This window comes from Acinetobacter bereziniae (assembly GCF_016576965.1).
GTDB lineage: Bacteria > Pseudomonadota > Gammaproteobacteria > Pseudomonadales > Moraxellaceae > Acinetobacter > Acinetobacter bereziniae.
Map to the genome: position 1 here is coordinate 22,244 of NZ_CP066119.1, position 20,373 is coordinate 42,616.

16 protein-coding genes and 2 rRNA genes are annotated in these 20,373 nt (G+C 38.8%); 12 read left to right on the forward strand and 6 right to left on the reverse strand.

Going from position 1 to position 20,373, the window contains the following annotated elements; translation table 11 throughout:
* Positions 1 to 143 precede the first annotated feature (143 nt).
* The 4 genes from I9192_RS00095 to I9192_RS00110 all read left to right on the forward strand — a co-directional run bounded on the left by I9192_RS00095 (position 144) and on the right by I9192_RS00110 (position 4,260).
* A 23S ribosomal RNA gene (locus tag I9192_RS00095) occupies positions 144 to 3,034 on the forward strand.
* A 170-nt stretch (positions 3,035 to 3,204) separates the two neighbouring features.
* Positions 3,205 to 3,319: ribosomal RNA gene (gene rrf, locus I9192_RS00100) — 5S ribosomal RNA — on the forward strand.
* A 132-nt stretch (positions 3,320 to 3,451) separates the two neighbouring features.
* The gene (locus tag I9192_RS00105) at positions 3,452 to 3,871 is read left to right on the forward strand and encodes a hypothetical protein (protein WP_200150043.1); all 420 of its coding nucleotides are present in this window, start codon (positions 3,452 to 3,454) and stop codon (positions 3,869 to 3,871) included.
* A gap of 77 nt (positions 3,872 to 3,948) precedes the next feature.
* Positions 3,949 to 4,260 carry an ankyrin repeat domain-containing protein gene (locus tag I9192_RS00110; RefSeq protein ID WP_005034797.1) on the forward strand — a complete coding sequence of 104 codons (312 nt, stop codon included), beginning with the start codon at positions 3,949 to 3,951 and terminating at the stop codon, positions 4,258 to 4,260.
* 247 nt (positions 4,261 to 4,507) lie between these two features.
* Here the strand turns inward: I9192_RS00110 and I9192_RS00115 are convergent, their stop codons facing one another.
* Genes I9192_RS00115 through tssH form a run of 6 tightly spaced genes read right to left on the reverse strand, consistent with a single transcriptional unit; the run spans position 4,508 to position 12,069 of the window.
* Entirely contained in the window at positions 4,508 to 5,491 is a 984-nt protein-coding gene (locus I9192_RS00115) for a M15 family metallopeptidase (RefSeq protein ID WP_004832269.1), read from the reverse strand.
* A complete protein-coding gene (locus tag I9192_RS00120) occupies positions 5,488 to 6,066 on the reverse strand; it encodes a hypothetical protein (protein WP_005034793.1) in 579 nt (192 codons plus the stop codon). The genes I9192_RS00115 and I9192_RS00120 overlap by 4 nt, the downstream gene beginning before the upstream one ends.
* Positions 6,067 to 6,076: 10 nt before the next feature.
* Complete coding sequence (gene icmH, locus I9192_RS00125; protein WP_004832265.1) at positions 6,077 to 6,880, reverse strand: type IVB secretion system protein IcmH/DotU; 804 nt, start codon at positions 6,878 to 6,880, stop codon at positions 6,077 to 6,079.
* Between the two features lie 12 nt (positions 6,881 to 6,892).
* A complete protein-coding gene (gene tssK / locus I9192_RS00130; protein ID WP_004832262.1) occupies positions 6,893 to 8,257 on the reverse strand; it encodes a type VI secretion system baseplate subunit TssK in 1,365 nt (454 codons plus the stop codon).
* 6 nt (positions 8,258 to 8,263) lie between these two features.
* The gene (gene tssA / locus I9192_RS00135) at positions 8,264 to 9,373 is read right to left on the reverse strand and encodes a type VI secretion system protein TssA (RefSeq protein WP_005034788.1); all 1,110 of its coding nucleotides are present in this window, start codon (positions 9,371 to 9,373) and stop codon (positions 8,264 to 8,266) included.
* A gap of 17 nt (positions 9,374 to 9,390) precedes the next feature.
* Positions 9,391 to 12,069 (reverse strand): type VI secretion system ATPase TssH, encoded by a 2,679-nt coding sequence (gene tssH / locus I9192_RS00140; RefSeq protein ID WP_005034785.1) that lies wholly within the window; start codon positions 12,067 to 12,069, stop codon positions 9,391 to 9,393.
* A gap of 475 nt (positions 12,070 to 12,544) precedes the next feature.
* On the opposite strand from tssH, the gene I9192_RS00145 reads away from it, so the two are divergent.
* From I9192_RS00145 to I9192_RS00180, 8 genes are all read left to right on the forward strand, one after another.
* Positions 12,545 to 13,087, forward strand: coding sequence for a hypothetical protein (locus tag I9192_RS00145; RefSeq protein ID WP_227549028.1), 543 nt, complete (start codon positions 12,545 to 12,547; stop codon positions 13,085 to 13,087).
* 30 nt (positions 13,088 to 13,117) lie between these two features.
* On the forward strand, positions 13,118 to 13,627 hold the full coding sequence (tssB, locus tag I9192_RS00150) for a type VI secretion system contractile sheath small subunit (protein WP_004832255.1): 510 nt from the start codon (positions 13,118 to 13,120) through the stop codon (positions 13,625 to 13,627).
* The gene (gene tssC, locus I9192_RS00155; RefSeq protein WP_004832253.1) at positions 13,620 to 15,101 is read left to right on the forward strand and encodes a type VI secretion system contractile sheath large subunit; all 1,482 of its coding nucleotides are present in this window, start codon (positions 13,620 to 13,622) and stop codon (positions 15,099 to 15,101) included. The genes tssB and tssC overlap by 8 nt, the downstream gene beginning before the upstream one ends.
* Positions 15,102 to 15,148: 47 nt before the next feature.
* Positions 15,149 to 15,652 (forward strand): Hcp family type VI secretion system effector, encoded by a 504-nt coding sequence (locus I9192_RS00160; RefSeq protein WP_004723558.1) that lies wholly within the window; start codon positions 15,149 to 15,151, stop codon positions 15,650 to 15,652.
* A gap of 65 nt (positions 15,653 to 15,717) precedes the next feature.
* Positions 15,718 to 16,191, forward strand: coding sequence for a type VI secretion system baseplate subunit TssE (gene tssE / locus I9192_RS00165; RefSeq protein WP_004832251.1), 474 nt, complete (start codon positions 15,718 to 15,720; stop codon positions 16,189 to 16,191).
* 15 nt (positions 16,192 to 16,206) lie between these two features.
* Entirely contained in the window at positions 16,207 to 18,015 is a 1,809-nt protein-coding gene (gene tssF, locus I9192_RS00170) for a type VI secretion system baseplate subunit TssF (protein WP_005034780.1), read from the forward strand.
* A complete protein-coding gene (gene tssG / locus I9192_RS00175; RefSeq protein ID WP_004832247.1) occupies positions 17,979 to 18,971 on the forward strand; it encodes a type VI secretion system baseplate subunit TssG in 993 nt (330 codons plus the stop codon). The genes tssF and tssG overlap by 37 nt, the downstream gene beginning before the upstream one ends.
* Positions 18,972 to 20,357: a hypothetical protein gene (locus I9192_RS00180; protein WP_200150044.1), complete on the forward strand. Its 1,386-nt coding sequence runs from the start codon at positions 18,972 to 18,974 to the stop codon at positions 20,355 to 20,357.
* Positions 20,358 to 20,373: the final 16 nt, after the last annotated feature.

A 20,373-nucleotide genomic window follows, 5' to 3' on the forward strand; every position in this document is an offset into this window, starting at 1 on the left:
AGCGATAAAACTGAATCAAGCGTTTTGGTATATGAATTAAATTGAAGCTGTACAGTGATTAAGTTCACAAGCAACAAATAGAAGTGGTTAAATCCACATTGTTGATCCTCCTTGTAGGGATTAACGACTGTTTGGGGTTGTATAGTCAAGTAATTAAGTGCATGTGGTGGATGCCTTGGCAGTCAGAGGCGATGAAAGACGTAATAGCCTGCGATAAGCTTCGGGGAGGCGGCAAATATCCTGTGATCCGGAGATTTCTGAATGGGGAAACCCACTTACCATAAGGTAGGTATCGCATGATGAATACATAGTCATGCGAGGCGAACGAGGGGAAGTGAAACATCTCAGTACCCTTAGGAAAAGAAATCAATTGAGATTCCCTCAGTAGCGGCGAGCGAACGGGGATCAGCCCATTAAGTTATATGTGTATTAGCGGAAAGCTCTGGGAAGTGCTACCGTAGAGGGTGATAGTCCCGTACACGAAAGTGCACATATAATGATGACGAGTAGGGCGAGGCACGTGAAACCTTGTCTGAATATGGGGGGACCATCCTCCAAGGCTAAATACTCCTGACTGACCGATAGTGAACCAGTACCGTGAGGGAAAGGCGAAAAGAACCCCTGTGAGGGGAGTGAAATAGATCCTGAAACCGCATGCATACAAGCAGTGGGAGCCGACTTGTTCGGTGACTGCGTACCTTTTGTATAATGGGTCAGCGACTTATATTCAGTAGCAAGGTTAACCGTATAGGGGAGCCGTAGAGAAATCGAGTCTTAATAGGGCGTTTAGTTGCTGGGTATAGACCCGAAACCGGGTGATCTATCCATGAGCAGGTTGAAGGTTGGGTAACACTAACTGGAGGACCGAACCCACTGTCGTTGAAAAGCCAGGGGATGACTTGTGGATAGGGGTGAAAGGCTAATCAAACTCGGTGATAGCTGGTTCTCCCCGAAAGCTATTTAGGTAGCGCCTCGGACGAATACCATAGGGGGTAGAGCACTGTTTCGGCTAGGGGGTCATCCCGACTTACCAAACCGATGCAAACTCCGAATACCTATGAGTACTATCCGGGAGACAGACTGCGGGTGCTAACGTCCGTAGTCAAGAGGAAAACAATCCAGACCGCCAGCTAAGGCCCCAAAATTATAGTTAAGTGGGAAACGATGTGGGAAGGCATAGACAGCTAGGAGGTTGGCTTAGAAGCAGCCACCCTTTAAAGAAAGCGTAATAGCTCACTAGTCGAGTCGGCCTGCGCGGAAGATGTAACGGGGCTAAAACTATATGCCGAAGCTGCGGATGTATACATTGTATACGTGGTAGGGGAGCGTTCTGTAAGCCGATGAAGGTGTGTTGAGAAGCATGCTGGAGGTATCAGAAGTGCGAATGCTGACGTGAGTAACGACAAAACGGGTGAAAAACCCGTTCGCTGAAAGACCAAGGGTTCCAGTCCAACGTTAATCGGGGCTGGGTGAGTCGACCCCTAAGGCGAGGCCGAGAGGCGTAGTCGATGGGAAATTGGTTAATATTCCAATACTTCTGTGTAATGCGATGAGAGGACGGAGAAAGTTAAGTCAGCCTGGCGTTGGTTGTCCAGGTGGAAGGTTGTAGGCATGCATCTTAGGCAAATCCGGGGTGCTCTATGCTGAGAACTGATAGCAAGCGAGTTTACTCGTGAAGTGGCTGATACTATGCTTCCAGGAAAAGTCTCTAAGCTTCAGTTACACAGGAATCGTACCCGAAACCGACACAGGTGGTCAGGTCGAGTAGACCAAAGCGCTTGAGAGAACTCTGCTGAAGGAACTAGGCAAAATGGTACCGTAACTTCGGGAGAAGGTACGCTGCTGACGGTGATAGGACTTGCTCCTTGAGCTATTGGCAGCCACAGAAACCAGGCCCCTGCAACTGTTTATTAAAAACATAGCACTCTGCAAACACGAAAGTGGACGTATAGGGTGTGATGCCTGCCCGGTGCTGGAAGGTTAATTGATGGGGTTAGCGTAAGCGAAGCTCTTGATCGAAGCCCCAGTAAACGGCGGCCGTAACTATAACGGTCCTAAGGTAGCGAAATTCCTTGTCGGGTAAGTTCCGACCTGCACGAATGGCATAATGATGGGGGCGCTGTCTCCAGCAGAGGCTCAGTGAAATCGAAATCGCCGTGAAGATGCGGTGTACCCGCGGCTAGACGGAAAGACCCCGTGAACCTTTACTGCAGCTTGACATTGAACTTTGATCTTACTTGTGTAGGATAGGTGGGAGGCTTAGAAGTAGCGACGCCAGTTGCTATGGAGCCATCCTTGAAATACCACCCTGGTAATATTGAGGTTCTAACTCTGTCCCGTTATCCGGGACGAGGACCATGTCTGGTGGGTAGTTTGACTGGGGCGGTCTCCTCCTAAAGAGTAACGGAGGAGTACGAAGGTGCGCTCAGCGTGGTCGGAAATCACGCGTAGAGTATAAAGGCAAAAGCGCGCTTAACTGCGAGACCCACAAGTCGAGCAGGTACGAAAGTAGGTCTTAGTGATCCGGTGGTTCTGTATGGAAGGGCCATCGCTCAACGGATAAAAGGTACTCTGGGGATAACAGGCTGATACCGCCCAAGAGTTCATATCGACGGCGGTGTTTGGCACCTCGATGTCGGCTCATCTCATCCTGGGGCTGAAGCAGGTCCCAAGGGTATGGCTGTTCGCCATTTAAAGAGGTACGCGAGCTGGGTTTAGAACGTCGTGAGACAGTTCGGTCCCTATCTACCGTGGGCGTTGGAAATTTGAGAGGATCTGCTCCTAGTACGAGAGGACCAGAGTGGACGAACCTCTGGTGTACCGGTTGTGACGCCAGTCGCATCGCCGGGTAGCTATGTTCGGAAGGGATAACCGCTGAAAGCATCTAAGCGGGAAGCCTACCTCAAGATAAGATTTCCCTAGGACTTTATGTCCTCTAAAGAGCCGTTGAAGACTACGACGTTGATAGGTTGGATGTGGAAGTGCGGTGACGCATGAAGCTGACCAATACTAATTGCTCGTGAGGCTTGACTATACAACACCCAAGCAGTTGTATGTGAAGCATCATTTGATTCATAAAAGATCAAAGAAACTTGATTTAGTTGTAAAGCTAGTTACAATAACCAACTCAAATGTTCTTCTGTTAAACTCATTTGGAACAAAGTAAGGCATACCCATAAGACCCGAAAAAGTCCATAACAGTTTGCTGGCGACAATAGCAAGAGTGAACCACCTGATCCCTTCCCGAACTCAGAAGTGAAACCTCTTAGCGCTGATGGTAGTGTGGGGTTACCCATGTGAGAGTAAGTCATCGCCAGCTTTTAATTCTTAAAACACCCTCAACTAAAATGTTGAGGGTGTTTTTTTATGTGAAATGGAAATACATCTATCCTATTTATAAGCTTTCTATTAAAATTATTAAGAATAATTATTACAAATTAAGGGAAATCATATGGGATATTCTATTCATATTGAGCAGATTGATTCTGAACCACAAAATAAAATTACATTAGATAAATGGCTAGAATATATAGAAAATGATCCTGAAATGGATCGTAACGACCAAATTGAAATTATTGGTCCTGAAAATGAGGTTTTAAGTTTTAAAATTGAAGGATTATGTATATGGAAGGGCTATTCTAAATATCCAGAGGGGGTAAATGTTTATTTTTCTCCGTCTAAAAATAGTATTAGCGTGAAAAATCCAGATCGTGAAATTCTAGTAAAAATGTATAAAATTGCACAGTATTTTAAAGCAAGTGTTCGTGGTGATGGCGATGAGATATATAATGAAAAGGGCGAAGAAATTCAAAATACAGCACCACAAATACATCAAAATTTAAACACACAAAAGTGGTGGAAATTTTGGTAATCCTTTCAGAATAATTTAAATTTGATGTTGTCATTTAAAATTTTGCGGGTAATAATTCAGTCAAATAGGATCTTTTTATGAAACTGAACTCATTCTCTCCCATTCCTAATGATGATGAAGAACTTTATCTTCCTGAACTGGTGTATGCTGCTTCACTTGGCGATATTGAACAAGTCGAACAGCTTTTATCACAAGGGATTGATGCCAATCAAATGGATGAAGAAGGTTATAGTGCATTACAAGCCGCAGCCGAAAATAATCATTTAGACATTTTGAAGTTATTAGTGAGTCAGGGTGCTGATGTCCACTATAAAGCACAATTTACAGCCTTGGAACTGGCAGAAATGGCGAATAATAAAGAAATAGTCGAATATTTAAAGAAACTATAAATCAAAAAAATGGTATGGCTATAAAAAGAAAACCCCATCATCCTGATGGGGTTTTCTTCGTATTGGTGTGTTAGATCTGACTCCTGTCGAATCTCACGTTCCTGATGCTCAGACACTTGGTTATTGTTGTTTTGTCTGGGAAACTTCCTGTTCCCTATGACCATAGAATATAAAATTGATCACTAATCGTATAGATGACAATCGCTGTGATTGTTGTAAGCAATTTCCTACAACAATAAAATTTTCATTAATTGACCTCAATATTATTTGCCATGAGACCTTTACCTTGTGCTTCTGCAATTAAGCGTTCAGCAGATTCACGGTTTTTACGTAGCCCAGGCATTCGGAATTCAGTATGACCATAGTCATGAATTCTTGTCCAACGACCACCCCAGGTTAAACCTACTGATTCAGCGACAACACCATACAGTTGATAACCTTTCCAAGCCCATGGATCACGTTCAGAAATCACTACTTTGCCATCACGTTTAAAGGCTACATCAGCAGCTAAACCAAATTGATGATAACTTTGATAGGCTTTGGCTAAAGTGGTTGCTGTATTGCCCGATAAACGTGTTTGACGTTCAGGGCTACGATAACCTTCTAAAAGAACCATTTCATAACCGTGACGTTCTTTCATGATTTTAAAGACCATCAGCAAACGTTGCTTATAACTTGGATGCATTTTGTCCCATTTACGGTCAACCATTGCCGTATCAAAACTGCTTCTCTGATCCCCAACTCCTTCGTTATCAATCGCTGATGGATTCACACTTGGGAATTGATGATTTGGAAGTGGATTTTCTCTCTCTAGGATTTGAGCTTGCACAATTGCGGCATCAATTAAGCTGTCATCAACAGCAGGCGGAGGGCTTAAGACCTCACCATTAAGCAATGCATAGATTTGTGGATCTGTCTGTCTTAAGTATTCTGCTTCTACTTTTGTCGGGTCAATGGGTCGAGTAAAGGCAAAAACTAAAATACTGGAAAGCAGAAAAAAACCTGCAATCAAAATCCACCATTGTTGTAAATGCCAATGGGTCTGAGTTTGATGTGCAGAAGCTGCTTGGTTCATTTGCTCTGCGAAATGTTTTGCAGATGCTAGTTTTTTCTTACCCTGTGGTAGCAGTGCTTTTAAATAGTCTAAAGTTTTGTTTCTGATCTCATAAGACATTAAAAAAGTAAGACCAATCACCAAAAAGAGAAAACAAATAACAACAAACAAAATCATGGTTTGTTTTCTATCTCTTTTCTTTCTATGGTCATTTTGACAGTCGCTTCAGGAGAGATCTCTTGAACTTCTTCCTTTTTCGCTGGAGCTTCTTTTTCAGCTGCTTTTGCCTCAACTTTCGGTTTGGCTGTTGCAGCGGCTACAGGTTTTGCAGGTACAACTGGTGGTTTAGATGCTACTGCAGGAGCAGGCTTCACTTCTGGTTTGAGCATTTGTTCAAATGGTGAGCCGCTCTTTGGAACTGGTTGAGGTACAGGCTTATTTTCATGTTTGAAAATTTGATTAAAGTCTTTCTCATTAATATGTTGTTTATAAGCACCAGCGCTTTCATCATGTTGATTGTTTGTAGCTTCTTCAGTATGCGCTTGTACATCTTGTTCTTGTACAGCGGATGTTGTTTCAACTGAGTCAGTTAAAGTTTCAGGCTGGTTAAAATTGATAAAAATAAAGAAAAAGATCGCTGAAAGGATGATCCCGGTTAATAAGCCAAGTAAAAAGATTGATGATTTTCCCCAAGTTTTTTTAACAGGCTTACTTTGTAATATACGAATAGATGTTTGCTTTTCTTGTGTCATAATTTTACCGTCAAGGCAATAGAATCGTGATATGCGCTTGTTCTGCTGGCGCTGCAATTACATTATTAAATTTTGCAAGCGAAGCATCTTCATTCTTATTCAACATAATTTTTAATCCTGCAAAAGCAAGCACTGCAAATAACAACAGGAAAATTAGAATCCAAACAAAAGGTAATTCTCGATGAATAATATTTTTGATCTGATCAGGTAGCGCAGCAAAAGGTGAAAAAGCAGCTTTTTTACCTTTTAAGTAATCAATTTCATCACCGACTCGTGCGACTAAGTGATTCAAACTCTCAATAGATTCAATACGATACTTACCTTGAAAACCGAGCAATAAGCAATAATGATAAACTTCGAGTGATGCGAGTCTTTCTTTACCACGGGCACGAATCAGCTCTAAAAACTCAAAAAAACGATAACCCGCCAGTTGTGAACCGAACAGGGTCAACTGTAATGGGCTGATTAACCAATGATTTTGTAGATTGAAAAAAGAAGGATCTTGTTGGGTAACAATCGTTTCATCAAGTAAAGCGCAATAGGCATACTTTGCGTCTTGAATATCTTCTGCTGAAAACTGTAGTTTCTTGGCTTGATGTTCGAAGCGATTGAGTAAATCTAAAATCTTCTCTTTAAAGCGATCAGCATTTTCAGGAACGTACTGATTTCTTAATAAAAAGACGATATAAAAACCGTCGTGCAAAAGATCAACCAAATTGGTTGCTTGTGTATTTTTAGTCGGTTGAGGTAAAGAACCTGCCCCAATTTGTCCATCATCAAACAGTGAAGGGGCGATATTATTGTTCTGACTCATTTGCTCATCCTCTTAACCGTTCATCACTGCGATCAGCTCAATACTGATATCTTGGAAACCTGCTGGTACATAAATACAAATGGTTTCAGAATCAAGCATACGCTGATACATCTCGTGGTGTGGCTCAATTTCGAAATAGCTCACCCCTGATCGTACTGGAATGGCCGTTGGAATTTGTACCAAATGATGAATTGGAATTGCAGGAAGTGCTGCAACAACACGTTGTTCTACATCTACCGTATTACCAACTTTGAAACGTAAAGGTACGATTTGAATCAATTCGTGTGTCTGCATCATACCACTTGAGACTGCGATATAAAGTCTTGATTCTTTAGTAATTTTATCGGTTTCTAAACTGCCTACCCAATACGATGGACGAATTTCTTTCAATGCGATACTGATATAACGACTTGAAATAATCGTATCTAACAGTTCACGTAAGATTTTATCTAATTGAGTAAAACTATCTTGCAGGTTGTGATGTTGATATTGTGGTAAATGCTCAACTTCATATGCGGTAGAGAAGGTGAGCAATGAACCTGTTAAACGTAACAACTCAAAGAACAATTTCTCAGGATGAATTTGAGGATTTTGCAAAAGATGGTTTAATGTTGCATGAGCAGTATTGAGTGCATTCACCAACCAGAAAGACACAATATCTCCCGATCTAAACTCGATCAGTTTCTGTTCATTTTCACGGTTATTGGTTTGAATCATTTTGATTTTGGCACGAACAACATTTAAAGTTCGTTTCAAATTCGCCAACAGGGTTTCATTCGACTGAATATGTAAAATTGGCGGAATATATTTTGAATCAATTTCAAAATTACCTGAACTATGACGTTTGATTTTTCCAATCGCTAAATACAAAAAGCCATCTAAATCCTGATTCGGATCAGCTTGAATATCAAAAAGTTTGAATTCAGTACGACGTCTCAGAAAAGTAATTTCAGCAGGTGTTGCATCTGTAAACAGATCATGTGTTTCATTCAAATAAGAATGATAGCGCGCAGGTTGCTTATCCTGATCATCTGAAATGTTTTTCTTATTGGGTTGTAAGATCGGCAATGCTAAATAAATGAGCATTTCACCACGCAAATTCAATTCATCCAATAAGATCGGTTGTGGCAAAAGATCTTTAGCTGGTGCTTGATAAATCTCGCCATCCTGCCAAATCATATCAATGTGTTCTAAAGCCAGTACATGTGTACCCAATTGAGTTTCGTCAAAACGAAGATTTTTAATCCCATAAGGATAGGGAATAGTAGAACGAACGGTATGATTTAAACGTTGTTCTTGATAGGTATCTTGTAGTTGGAAATGCTGTGGTCTTAAAAATAAACCTTCACCCCAAAGAACTTTTTCAGCTTTAAACATATTGGATTACCACTCAGAAGATTCATTATTTTGGTTGACGCCCAGTAATTCTTGAATAGAATCAAGGGGATTATCATTTTTAATGACTTGAGTTAACCATTCGTGTAAAGGCATTTGACTCCATTTAATGGTTTTTTGCAGCATATAACTTACAGGGCTATGTGGTTCATTGGTTTGAAAATAATCAGCAATATCTTGTAAAACACGCATTGCCTGTTCACGGTTCTGTAAGTGACTTTGTGGTTGTGGCTGAAAACTTTGTGTTTGAACAACTGGAGCTGCATAGGACTCTGTAGCTGATGCAATTGGTATTTGAACTTGAGTATCTGTATTTTCCATAGGCGCTGTATTGGTGTTGCTGCCAAAAGATTCTGCTTTATAGATTTTTTTTAGATTCATTTGAATATTTTCAAGTTGAGAATCTACATTGGCAAAACTTGGCGCTTCCAACTCCATCAAAGAATCGAGCACTTGTTTAATGATATTCCAATGCTGCAAAATTTCCTGAAATTGCTGATAATTTTGATATTGAAATGTCCGAGATGTATTGAATAAAGCTTGGTTGAATTGGTCTAATTCTAGCGATGCTTCCACACTGTCAGAATCTTCAGCTTGCTTACGACGCACATTTTGTAAATGTAAAAATTTTTCGTATTGGGCAAGTGAGTAGAATGGTTGAATGTTGATGAGTGGAACATTCTTGATCAAGCCGGGTAATTGTGTTGTGAAGCCTTGTAGCAACCCGAGACGTTGATCTAAATCATCATCTTCAATTTCAGGATGGAGCTTTAACCAGAATTGCTCTAAGACGCGATGGCTCAGCTCTAGTCCTTTAATTAAACCTTCAAAACCATATAGATTTGTCCAAGCTTCGGTCAGCCAAGTCAGTAAACGGATATCCTTAGTTTTATCTGTTAATAATTGAACAGATTTTTCAGCAACAAATGACCAATCCGCTTGCTTAGGTTCAGAGATCCAATCCCCCTGATCTAATAGTGGATCATCATGTGTTCGTGCTTTTTTTATTTCATGAAACTCATTGGAAAAAGATAAATCTTCTCCACATGGATGTTCATCTGAAATAGGTTTTAGTAAGGTATCTAAATTAATATCCATTCTCTATACTCGTGAATTTAAGCTTCCACAACCTTTGGCTTCTTACTCGATTTCTTCTTTGCAGATTTGGCTTGTGGATCTAAAAGGTAAATAATTTCATCATCTTTGGTGTCGATATGAATCAATTTAGGAATTTTTTGTTCTGCTAGCGCAACCAGCATTTCTGTTGCTAATGCAGGTAAGACAGAAGCATTTAAAATATTGTCAACATTACGCGCACCACTATCCACCTCTGTGCAACGACTGAGAATTAACTCGATCAAATCATCGCTATATGTCACTTTGGTTTCGTATTGTTTTTCGAGTCGTGCAGTAATTTTGCCAATTTTATGTTCAATAATTCTGACCAGAAGATCATCATGTAATGGGAAATATGGCACAATCCGCATACGACCCAAAAATGCAGGTTTAAATTGCTTATATAAACTTGGCTTAAGTTGCTCGGTAAGCTCTTCAGCGCTTGGCCACTCTTCTACAGGCTGATTTAAACATGCCTGCATAATGGCGTTTGAACCTGTATTTGAGGTCAACAAAATCGTGGTATTTTTAAAATCAATAACTCTACCTTCACCGTCTTCAAGTGTTCCTTTGTCGAAAACTTGGTAGAACAATTCTTGAACATCGCTATGCGCTTTTTCAATCTCGTCCAGTAAAACAACACTATAAGGATTACGTCTAACAGCTTCCGTTAATACACCACCTTGACCATAACCTACATACCCTGGAGGTGCACCTTTGAGAGAGGAAACAGTATGTGCTTCTTGGTATTCAGACATATTGATGGTGATTAAATGCGATTCACCACCATAAAGCTCATTGGCAAGTGCTAAGGCGGTTTCCGTTTTACCGACACCACTTGGACCAACTAGCATGAAGACACCTTGTGGTTTATTCGGATCTTCTAAGCGTGCTTTCGATGTTTTAATCCCTTGAACCAGCTGATGTAATGCATAATCTTGTCCCATTACACGTTGTTCGAGTTTTTCTTCCAAGCTGAGAATTTGTTTAATTTCATCATTGACCATTTTCCCAACAGGAATACCAGTCCAATCTGAAATAATTTCATTGATGATTTGTGCATTTACACGTTCAAAAACCAGAGGTTCTTGACCTTGCAGTTCAGCTAAGTTGTTACGAAGTTTTAGGATTTCATCTTTATGTGATGCTTGTTCCGTATCGGTACCGCTTTCTAATACTTTGATTTGCTGAATTAAATCCAATTCAGCTTGCCATTGTTGTTCTGTTTCTTGAATTTCTTGCTCAAGTGTATCTAAAGATCGTTTAAGTTGTGCTAAGCGTTCTTCATGAATTGACTCATGCTTATGCTCATTTTCAATGATATTGAATTCTAAATTTAAATTATGTTGTTGAGCTTTGAGTTGATCCAATTTCACAGGTTGGGCATTTTGTGTGAGTGCAACTCGTGCAGCCGCTGTATCTAATACACTAATGGCTTTATCTGGGAGTTGACGCCCACTGATATAACGGTGTGATGAATGTACAGCGGTAACAATGGCTTCATCATCAATACGTAAGTTAAAGTGATTTGCCATCACAGGAATCATGGCACGTAACATATCGATAGCCACTTCTTCGGTTGGTTCTTCAACTTTAACCACTTGGAAGCGACGACTCAAAGCGGCATCTTTTTCAAAATACTGCTTATATTCCGCCCATGTTGTTGCTGCAATTGTTCTTAATTCACCACGCGCCAATGCAGGTTTTAACAAGTTTGCTGCATCATTTTGACCTGCTTGACCACCAGCACCAATCATGGTGTGAGCTTCATCAATAAACAGGATAATTGGGTGAGCTGATTGTTGCACTTCTTGGATAACTTGTTTTAATCGGTTTTCAAACTCACCTTTGACGCTTGCACCAGCTTGTAACAAGCCCATATCTAAAGAATGCAGTTGAACATTTTTAAGCGCATCGGGAACTTGGTTTTGTGAAATTTTAAGTGCTAGACCTTCAACTACAGCAGTTTTACCGACACCAGGCTCACCTGTTAAGATGGGATTGTTTTGACGACGACGCATCAAAATATCCAGCATCAAACGGATTTCGTATTCACGACCAATAACAGGGTCTATTCCACCTTTTTGAGCCTTTTCAGTGAGGTTAATAGTGAACTGATCCAGTGCCGGCGTTTTTTTAAGTGAGGCTGAATGATCACCTGAATTTACTTCAGATTTGGCTTCTTTTTCTGTGGTATTCACGGGAACATTTTCGTTACTGTTCACGCAAATTTCCAAGAATTTATGCTTCATCATATCAATCGGGAAAAGATCAAATAAGCTTGAAGCTCGAATTGCAATTTGATAGAGGTCCGAGGCAGTAAGTAACGCAACAAGTAAGTGTCCACTGCGAATCACTGAATCTTGTTCAGCTGAAGCAAGCAACCATGCTTGTTCCAGAAGTCGAACAATTGATTTTGAAAAGATTGGCGTTCGGGTATTGCCTTTCGGAAGCTGAGAAATGCATTCTAACAAATCACTTAACAATGCATCTTTTGAAATTTTGCATTTGTTTAGTAATATTTCAAGATCATTGCCATGCTGCTCAAGTAATTTGACAAAAAAATGTTCAATTTCAATTTCAAAATTTTGATGATTTACACATAGATTGGCGGATTGTTCTAAAGCTGTACGTGAAGATGCAGATAACTTTTTAATCAAAACTTTTAAATCGGTCATTTTTGTCTCTCTCAAAAACTTTACTTTGGCACAAAGTCAGTTTTTAATTTTCTAGCCTATCAATTTGGCATTTAAATTAGTATATTAAAATCAAATGTTTAATATTTTTTTAAAAATCTCAAGAAATATTTTACAGAAAAAAAAACTTTTGTGAAGATAAGATATTATTGATATTATCCAAACGCTTTAAAAAACTTTTTTTATCAATCGTTTAAAATGTTGATACGAAATTTCACTTGACTAAAAGTGTTTTTTTTAGTTTTATTTCTAAGATTTTAAACGAAGTTGCTTTAATTATATATATTTATAAAACATCAAAAGTAAATCTATTGAATAACTGAATCAAGTGAATTGAGGTTAGATTTTGAAGAATTATATCCCGTACATTTTAGTTCTTGGAGCATCATTTGCGAGCACATTTGTTAGCGCAAACGATGAGATCAAACTAAAAAGATCATGTATCAAAGACTATCCAATGGTTGAAGGCGAGACGAATCCTGAGCTTCTGGGGATTTATGCGCAATTGTGTGATAAGAAGAACAAAGACTATAAAAACAAACTGTTGGTCTCAGCTGCGGAGAAATTCCAACAGCTTGGGAAAAATGAAAAAGCGCTTCAAATTGTCAGTTATTTAGAAACTTTGAATATTCAAAGCAATGAGTTGACTGATGTTAAGTTCCTTGCTGGTCTTGGTTTGGCTTCAGATGCGCTAACCAAGATGCGTACCAGTGAAATGCGTTACTTGACAGAAGCCAAAACTTATCCAGTTGCGAAAAGTTTTACAGATGCTGTTCGACAAGCAATGCCTGCAGCAGTTTTGGTTGAAAAAAATCAGGAAACTGCGCCGAGTGTAGAGCGTAGTTCTCGCCCTCAGAAAGTGAGCCGTCCTCAGAAAGTGAACCGTACTTCGCCGACACGTTCTGCACCTTCTTCATCTAAGCCTGCATCATCTAAACCCGCTGCTACTCCAGCAAAACCGAAGCCGACACCAGCAGCTAGACCGAATTTCCCAACATAATTTATTTGCTCAAATTAATGGATAAAAAAAATGTCAAAACGTGAAAGTGTACAGAAAAAATTACAGCGAATCAGACCACCACGTGTTCAGCTGACTTATGATGTTGAAGTGGGTGATGGCAAGGAAGTTAAAGAATTACCATTTGTTGTTGGTGTGCTCGGCGATTTCTCTGCAGCTTCTGAGTTAGAAAGAACCAAGTTAAAAGACAAGAAATTTATCAATGTTGACTTAGAAAACATTGATGAAGTGATGGAATCATTATCTCCACGTGCAGCCTTCCAAGTTGAAAATACTTTGACTGAAGAAGGTGGTCGCATGTCAGTTGATTTAACATTTAAGTCAATGGAAGATTTTCGCCCTGAACAAGTTGTACAGCAAGTTGAACCACTTAAAAAGTTGGTTGAAGCGCGTGAGCGTTTAACAGACTTGAGAAATAAGATTTCTAACAGTGAGCGTTTGGAAGACTTGCTTGATGAGGTTTTACAAAATACGGATCAGATTCGTAAATTAAGTGCTGAGGCGGGTCCAGAAAATGAGTAATTTACAAACCAATACTGTACAAGATACAGCTGTAGAAGAAGTAAGTTTACTTGATTCTATTGTGGAGCGTAGCCGAATTGCACGTAATGACGAAGAACATGATCGTGCGAAAAGCTTAATTAGCGAATTGGCGAAAGAAGTCATGGCAGGAACAATTACTGTTTCTGAAAACATGTCTTTGTCTATTGATAAGCGTATTGCTGAAATTGATGCACTTATTTCGACACAACTTAGCAAAATCATGCACAACGAGCAGTTTCAAAAAATTGAATCGACTTGGCGTGGTTTGTACTATTTTTGCCAAGAGTCACCGTCTAATCCGTTGATCAAAATTCGTATGTTAAACACGACGAAAAAAGAGTTGATCAAAGACTTCCAAGGTGCAACAGATTTCGATCAAAGTACATTGTTTAAAAAAGTGTATGAAGAAGAATATGGTTCATTTGGTGGCGCACCTTATGCTACTTTGATTGGTGACTTTGAGTTCGATCGTACACCATCAGATATGTATTTGTTAGAACAAATTTCACATGTTGCAGCAGCATCACATGCACCATTCATTTCTGCTGCAAGCAGCAATATGTTAGGTCTTGAATCATTCACTGATATTGATCGTCCGCGTGATGTTTCAAAAGTGTTTGAAACAGCTGAATATGTGCAATGGCGTTCATTCCGTGAAAGCGATGATGCGCGTTATGTTGCATTGACCATGCCACGTGTTTTAGGACGCTTGCCTTATGATCCTAAAGAGGGATGGGCAACTGAAGGCTTTAACTTCGTTGAAGAAGTTTCAGGTCAAAATCACGATGAATATTTATGGATGAATGCAGCTTATGCGTTCGGTACACGTTTGACCAATGCCTTTGACTTGCATGGCTGGTGTGCGGCTATTCGTGGTGTAGAAGGTGGCGGTATGGTCGAAGGCTTACCAGTGCATACCTTTAAAACCAATGATGGTGAAGTGGTATTTAAATGCCCAACAGAAATTGCTATCACTGATCGTCGTGAAAAAGAATTAAGTGATTTGGGCTTTATTCCACTGGTGCATTGTAAGAATACAGACTATGCAGCATTCTTTGGTGCACAGTCTACGCAGAAGCCGAAAAAATATGACAGTGATACTGCGAATGCAAACTCATCACTTTCTAGCCAAATCCAATACATCATGGCAGTTTCTCGAATTGCACATTATCTAAAAGCAATGATGCGAGATAAAGTCGGAAGTTTTGCATCGGCTGGAAACGTAGAAGCATTTTTAAATGAATGGCTATCACAATATGTATTGCTTGATGATGGCGCGTCTCAAGAAGCAAAAGCACAGTATCCACTGCGTGAAGCTTCTGTAAAAGTTGTAGAGAATCCTGCAGAGCCAGGGCACTACAAGTCTGTGGTCTTTTTAAGACCGCATTTCCAGCTAGATGAGTTGTCAGTTTCTCTGCGACTTGTCACTGAGTTACCTCAGTCCTCGAATTAAAATAGAGCGTGGCTAAATAATAACTTTAAAAAATAAGGGTAAATCTAATGAAAGACATATACGTTCAATTTCAAGGCAAGTACAAAGTTGATGGTGAGTCACGTGATTCTGAGCACAAGAACTGGCTAGAAGTTAATTCTTGGTCTCACAACATCCGTCAACCAAAATCTGCTACTTCTTCAAGCGTTGGTGGTCATACTGCTGAACGTGTAGAACATTCAGACATGCTTTTCGTTAAAGATTTGGATGCGACTAGTCCAAAACTTTGGGAAGCTTGTTCTGCTGGTTATACTTTTGACGAAGTTCAAATTGATTTTTACCGTGCAAACGGTGACAAACGTATCAAGTACCTCCAAATCAAATTGAAGCATGTTCTTGTTTCAAGTGTAACACCTACTGTAAATGAAGAAGGTGTTCCAACTGAAGCATTTGGTTTGAAATATGCTGCAGTTGAGTGGACTTATAATCAACAAGATATTAACGGTTCTGCTAAAGGTGCCGTTACTAAGAAATGGTCTCTTTCTAACAATACAGCATCTTACGCTGCTTAATTGTTGGTCGAGACAGATAGGGACTGCACAGTCCCTATCTGTTTCATATCATTAGAATATCAGTTATGAACTTAGATCAACTTTATCCCTATGGGTTTCGGTCTACACTCTTTGATCGTTTGATTGTTGAAGATGATTATGTAAAAGGGCTTTCCATACACGAGCTAAGAGAGTCTGTTGCTCATGATTTGGAAGATTTGTTAAATACCCGAATCGCTAAACTAGATGTGGATATTGATGATTATGCTTTAGCCAAAAAATCGATTGTACAGTTTGGAATTATTGATTTTGTCGGGCTTTCAACTGCAAATCCCACAGATCGAGATGTTATTTGCCAGTCCATTGAGCAGTCGATCGCTGCACATGAACCACGATTAAAACAGATTAAAGTAGAAATGCAGCTAGATGATCAGAATGTTGGTTCTTTATGCTTAAGCATTCAAGCCTATTTAAATATTCATCCGCTTTATGAACCTGTAATTTTTGATGCCTTACTCAAGCCAACAACACAGCAATATGTAATCTCTGCCAGATCTTAAAAATGTAGGTATGTCGTGATAGAAGAACTTTTACCGTATTATGAAAAGCAACTACAAGAATTTGGTCAGCAGTCACGTGCATTTGCAGATAAATATCCTAAAATTGCGCAAAGATTATCTTTAAACCAAGAACAAATTGATGATCCTCATATTGAGCGCCTGATTCAGGCTTTTTCTTTAATTGCAGCACGTATTGATAAAAAATTAGCCGATAGTTATGACATATTTACTCGCTCATTATTTGAAGTGATGTTCCCGCAGTATTTGCGACATTTTCCTGCCTGTTCTGTGGTGAGCTTTGAAGATTTAAATAAACAAAAACAATTAACAGATGTTCATATTATTCCTAAAGGAACAACTTTAAAATCAAGAAGTTTTAAAGGAGTCCAATGCGAATTTAATACCAGCACTGAAGTGAAACTACTTCCCATCCAGCTGGAAAGTTTAAGTTTTCAAACCACGCCAAGTGCGCATATTCATTTGAATCAAAATGCGACACTTAGTTTAAAATTTGAGCTATTAAATCCATGTAAAAATTGGTTGAAAAATGAAAAGCTTCCTATTTATTTAGATGCGATTTCTAACTTTCCATTGCAAGTTTTAGATCATATTTTTCATCAGGATACCAGCTTTAGTCTGCGTATCAATAAAAAAGTTACAGCAATAAATAATCCTTTTGAAGTGATGGGATTCCGTGAAGATGAAAGTCTATTACCTATAGATCAACATACTCATCATGCCTATCGTTTGTTGATCGAATACTTTTGTTTTCCAGAAAAATTTAGTTATCTGAATGTAAATTTAGATTTTTTAAAATTATTAAAAGATGAAAATTTAACTTTTGAAATTCAAATTCATTTGAAGCTGAATTTAAACGATCAAGCCATTATTCGAAATTATTCAGAATTGAATGTGGCGAATTTTAAATTATTTACCAGCCCAGTGGTCAACCTATTTGAAAAACAGGCTGAACCGCAAAAAATCAATCATAAAAACTTAGAATACCCTCTCATCACAGATGCGCACCATCCTGAATTTTATCAAGTGTATTCAATACTTGAAATGAATTTGATTCGTGAAAAAAGTAATCAGGATCAAGTGGTTTATCCTATTTTACCTTTCTTCGCAATGAGTCATTATCATGGTGAAGATATTCAGTTTTTTTATGCCTTAAATCCGACTGTTTTACAAAATCAATATGTGGAAACAGGCTATTCAATTATTTCAAAACAACTCGAGCCTCAGAGTATTAAGTCGGATTTTGTCAGTTGCAGATTACTTTGTTCAAACCGTGAATTGCCGTATGAAGCTTTAGGTCAATCGAATAATGTTTTGAATTTGAATGACAGTACAGTTGCTCGCCGTGCTTTGATATTAAAAAGACCAACTGAGCCTTATCAATTTGAAATGAATAAAAATGAACAATGGCGGATTATTTCACATCTTTCTTTAAATACGCTGGCGTTAATGAAAGGGGATGCCGTCAGTCATATCAAAGAGTTACTTGAACTTTATAACTTACCAAAATCGAAAGAAAATCATTTGATTATTGATGCGATTAAACAGATCGAATTTGAAATTACCCATAAACTTGTTGAAGCAAAACCTTTCCCGATGTTTGTACGTGGCGTTAAGGTATTGATGGATGTGGATGTTCAAGTTTTCCGTGGACATAGTCTCTATATTTTCAGTGAATTGATTAGTCATATTTTCAATTTAAAAGTACAAATGAACAGCTTTGTTGATGTTTTTGTGAGAGATTTAAATACAAAACAGGAGTTATACCAATGCGTACAGAACGTTGGTGGCAAGAAGCTTCTGTAGTTGACGAGCTTTTCAAAACCCCTACAGCTTTTGAATTTGTGCAGTCAACCCGATTATTTAGACATGCACCCACCATCACCACTTTAAAAAGTTGGTCAGATGATTTTCTTTTTGAAAGTTCACTAAATCTAAATTTCCCCAAGCATGAGATTGAATCCTTAGAACAAGTTGAGGATAAGATCCATATGACCAATTTGGTAGTAGGTTTAACGGGTATGCAGGGTGCAATGCCTTATACCTATACCAATAAAGTCAAGCAAGCACCTCGTAAACAACGTGTCGAGGTACAAAAGTTCTTAGGGCTATTTAACCATAAACTTACAGCCCAATTTGTCGATGCAAGTCTGAGTTATAACCTGCCTGTACGTTATGAAATTGAAAAAGAAAATAATTACTTAGAAATTTTACATGCGTTAAATGGATATATTCGAACACAGCATCAGCAAGATGATTTAGACGATTATTTTGCTGAGTTTTCAGGATTGATGCAGGGACAAAACAATACTGCACATGCGTTGAAAACGATGTTGACCTGTGTCTTTAATCATCCTGTTGAAGTCAAAGAATATATTACTGAGAAGTTTAAGCTAGGCGATGAGCAGAGAACCAAATTAGGGGGCAAACAACCCTTTCTTTTGGGGGTAAATACTTTTTGTGGGGAAACTATTCGACAAATAGATGGAAAAATAGAAATTCAAATTGGTCCATTAACTCATGCTCAATATTTAGAGTTTTTACCGAAGAAGAAGTTAAGTAAAAAATTAAAAAAAATACTTCAGAGTTGGTGTAGTCCAACCTTATTGGTTGATTTGCGGTTGGTGCTTGCTAAAGAAGAAGTTCAGCCTTTGCAGTTGAGTTCAACAGCACAAGTCGGTTTGGCACAAGGTGCTTTTGTGATGCCGAAGATGCAAAGTGATAATGATGAAACCTGTTATGCGCTGATTGGAGCTTCATAAATGATTAAAATAATTTTAGCAACATTGATCAGTGTCATTTTACTGGTCTCAGCAATTGTCGTATTTTATTGGCGTGATATTAAATACAATCCAAGTGGACAGGATTTTGTCATTTTCTTTGGACTAATCCCTGCTGCAATTACATTGTTGCTTGTGACACCGATGTTGCTGAAGAAGTTCTATCAAAGTCGTCAAGACAAGAAAGAGCAGCAAAAACTTGAACAAGAGCAACGCTCAGAACAGCAAAATATCGTTGAAACGCCAGATGCAGAAATTGAATGGGTAAATTTAAAGGTCTATTCAACAACCAGTTTAAGTGCAATGGGTGAAAATGAAGTTCATATTGAGCAGCTGCAAGATGTGGTCAGCCCCCAACTTGATCAAGCACTCATCAATAGTTATGGTTTACCCATCTTATCATTGCGTATACAAACACTTGAAGAACAAGAAGAAGATTCATCAAGTTTATCGGGTCGTCAGAAACGGATCACAGCCTTAATTCAGCAACAGCTTGAACAGAATACCGACATGCTTCACCAAATTGCGGAGCATTTAAAGAATTCAGCACTGTTCTATGATGCTAAACTTGCACATGAATATCGTATGCATCCTGCCTGGATTAACCCGCATCAAGAATATGAAGATGAACCTGTAGAACAACAGGTTGCAGAAGCTGTACCACAATTGAATCGCTTCAATATTCATCTTATTTTGCCTGAAAATTTATTTCACACATGGGATGAAAACTCAGGTGCAGAATTGATTCAACAGTATTTTACAGAGCTTGGTATCATTGATCAGCAGTTTCATACTGAATATCATTACTGGGGGGAAACAACGGCATATCATGATTGGATGAAATTGCTGAAAAGAACACAATCATTAGATGCAGAAGTTTCGTTATTTATTGTAGTTGATTCTGAAATTGATCAAGAAACCATTGATGATCGAACATGGATGACAGAAAAATATATTCCTTCTGAATATATCAGTACCTGTTGTATGACCAATGAAAAGGTTGAATTGCAAAATTTACAGCCAACAAAGTATATTCGAATTGCACTAAATTCTGATCAGGCATCTAGGTCCTTAAAAGAGTTGAATTTGGCTCAAGTAGAACAATTTGAACAAGAACAACCTTTTGTTTTGGTTTTAGATGATCCTAAAGAGGTCAAACTGTTAAAAAGATTAGAACAGAATTTTGCAGAAACACCGATTGAAGCACATCACTATCTTTATTGTAAAAGTAGTTTAGGTCATACCCAATCATTAGCCAAAGTTTTTGGTTTTATGTTGGGTCTGCACCTTAAAGATGAGTTGTATGGCTATGTTTATAGTGCTGAACATCAGCAAACCCAAGTAATTGTTGGGACTGAGTTTGCATAGAGATTACAGACAAATT

Coding starts and splice junctions, on each gene's coding strand:
- I9192_RS00105 (WP_200150043.1), top strand. CDS start 3,452: ATGGGATATTCTATTCATATTGAGCAGATTGATTCTGAACCACAAAAT.
- I9192_RS00110 (WP_005034797.1), top strand. CDS start 3,949: ATGAAACTGAACTCATTCTCTCCCATTCCTAATGATGATGAAGAACTT.
- I9192_RS00115 (WP_004832269.1), bottom strand. CDS start 5,491: ATGATTTTGTTTGTTGTTATTTGTTTTCTCTTTTTGGTGATTGGTCTT.
- I9192_RS00120 (WP_005034793.1), bottom strand. CDS start 6,066: ATGACACAAGAAAAGCAAACATCTATTCGTATATTACAAAGTAAGCCT.
- icmH (WP_004832265.1), bottom strand. CDS start 6,880: ATGAGTCAGAACAATAATATCGCCCCTTCACTGTTTGATGATGGACAA.
- tssK (WP_004832262.1), bottom strand. CDS start 8,257: ATGTTTAAAGCTGAAAAAGTTCTTTGGGGTGAAGGTTTATTTTTAAGA.
- tssA (WP_005034788.1), bottom strand. CDS start 9,373: ATGGATATTAATTTAGATACCTTACTAAAACCTATTTCAGATGAACAT.
- tssH (WP_005034785.1), bottom strand. CDS start 12,069: ATGACCGATTTAAAAGTTTTGATTAAAAAGTTATCTGCATCTTCACGT.
- I9192_RS00145 (WP_227549028.1), top strand. CDS start 12,545: ATGGTTGAAGGCGAGACGAATCCTGAGCTTCTGGGGATTTATGCGCAA.
- tssB (WP_004832255.1), top strand. CDS start 13,118: ATGTCAAAACGTGAAAGTGTACAGAAAAAATTACAGCGAATCAGACCA.
- tssC (WP_004832253.1), top strand. CDS start 13,620: ATGAGTAATTTACAAACCAATACTGTACAAGATACAGCTGTAGAAGAA.
- I9192_RS00160 (WP_004723558.1), top strand. CDS start 15,149: ATGAAAGACATATACGTTCAATTTCAAGGCAAGTACAAAGTTGATGGT.
- tssE (WP_004832251.1), top strand. CDS start 15,718: ATGAACTTAGATCAACTTTATCCCTATGGGTTTCGGTCTACACTCTTT.
- tssG (WP_004832247.1), top strand. CDS start 17,979: ATGCGTACAGAACGTTGGTGGCAAGAAGCTTCTGTAGTTGACGAGCTT.
- I9192_RS00180 (WP_200150044.1), top strand. CDS start 18,972: ATGATTAAAATAATTTTAGCAACATTGATCAGTGTCATTTTACTGGTC.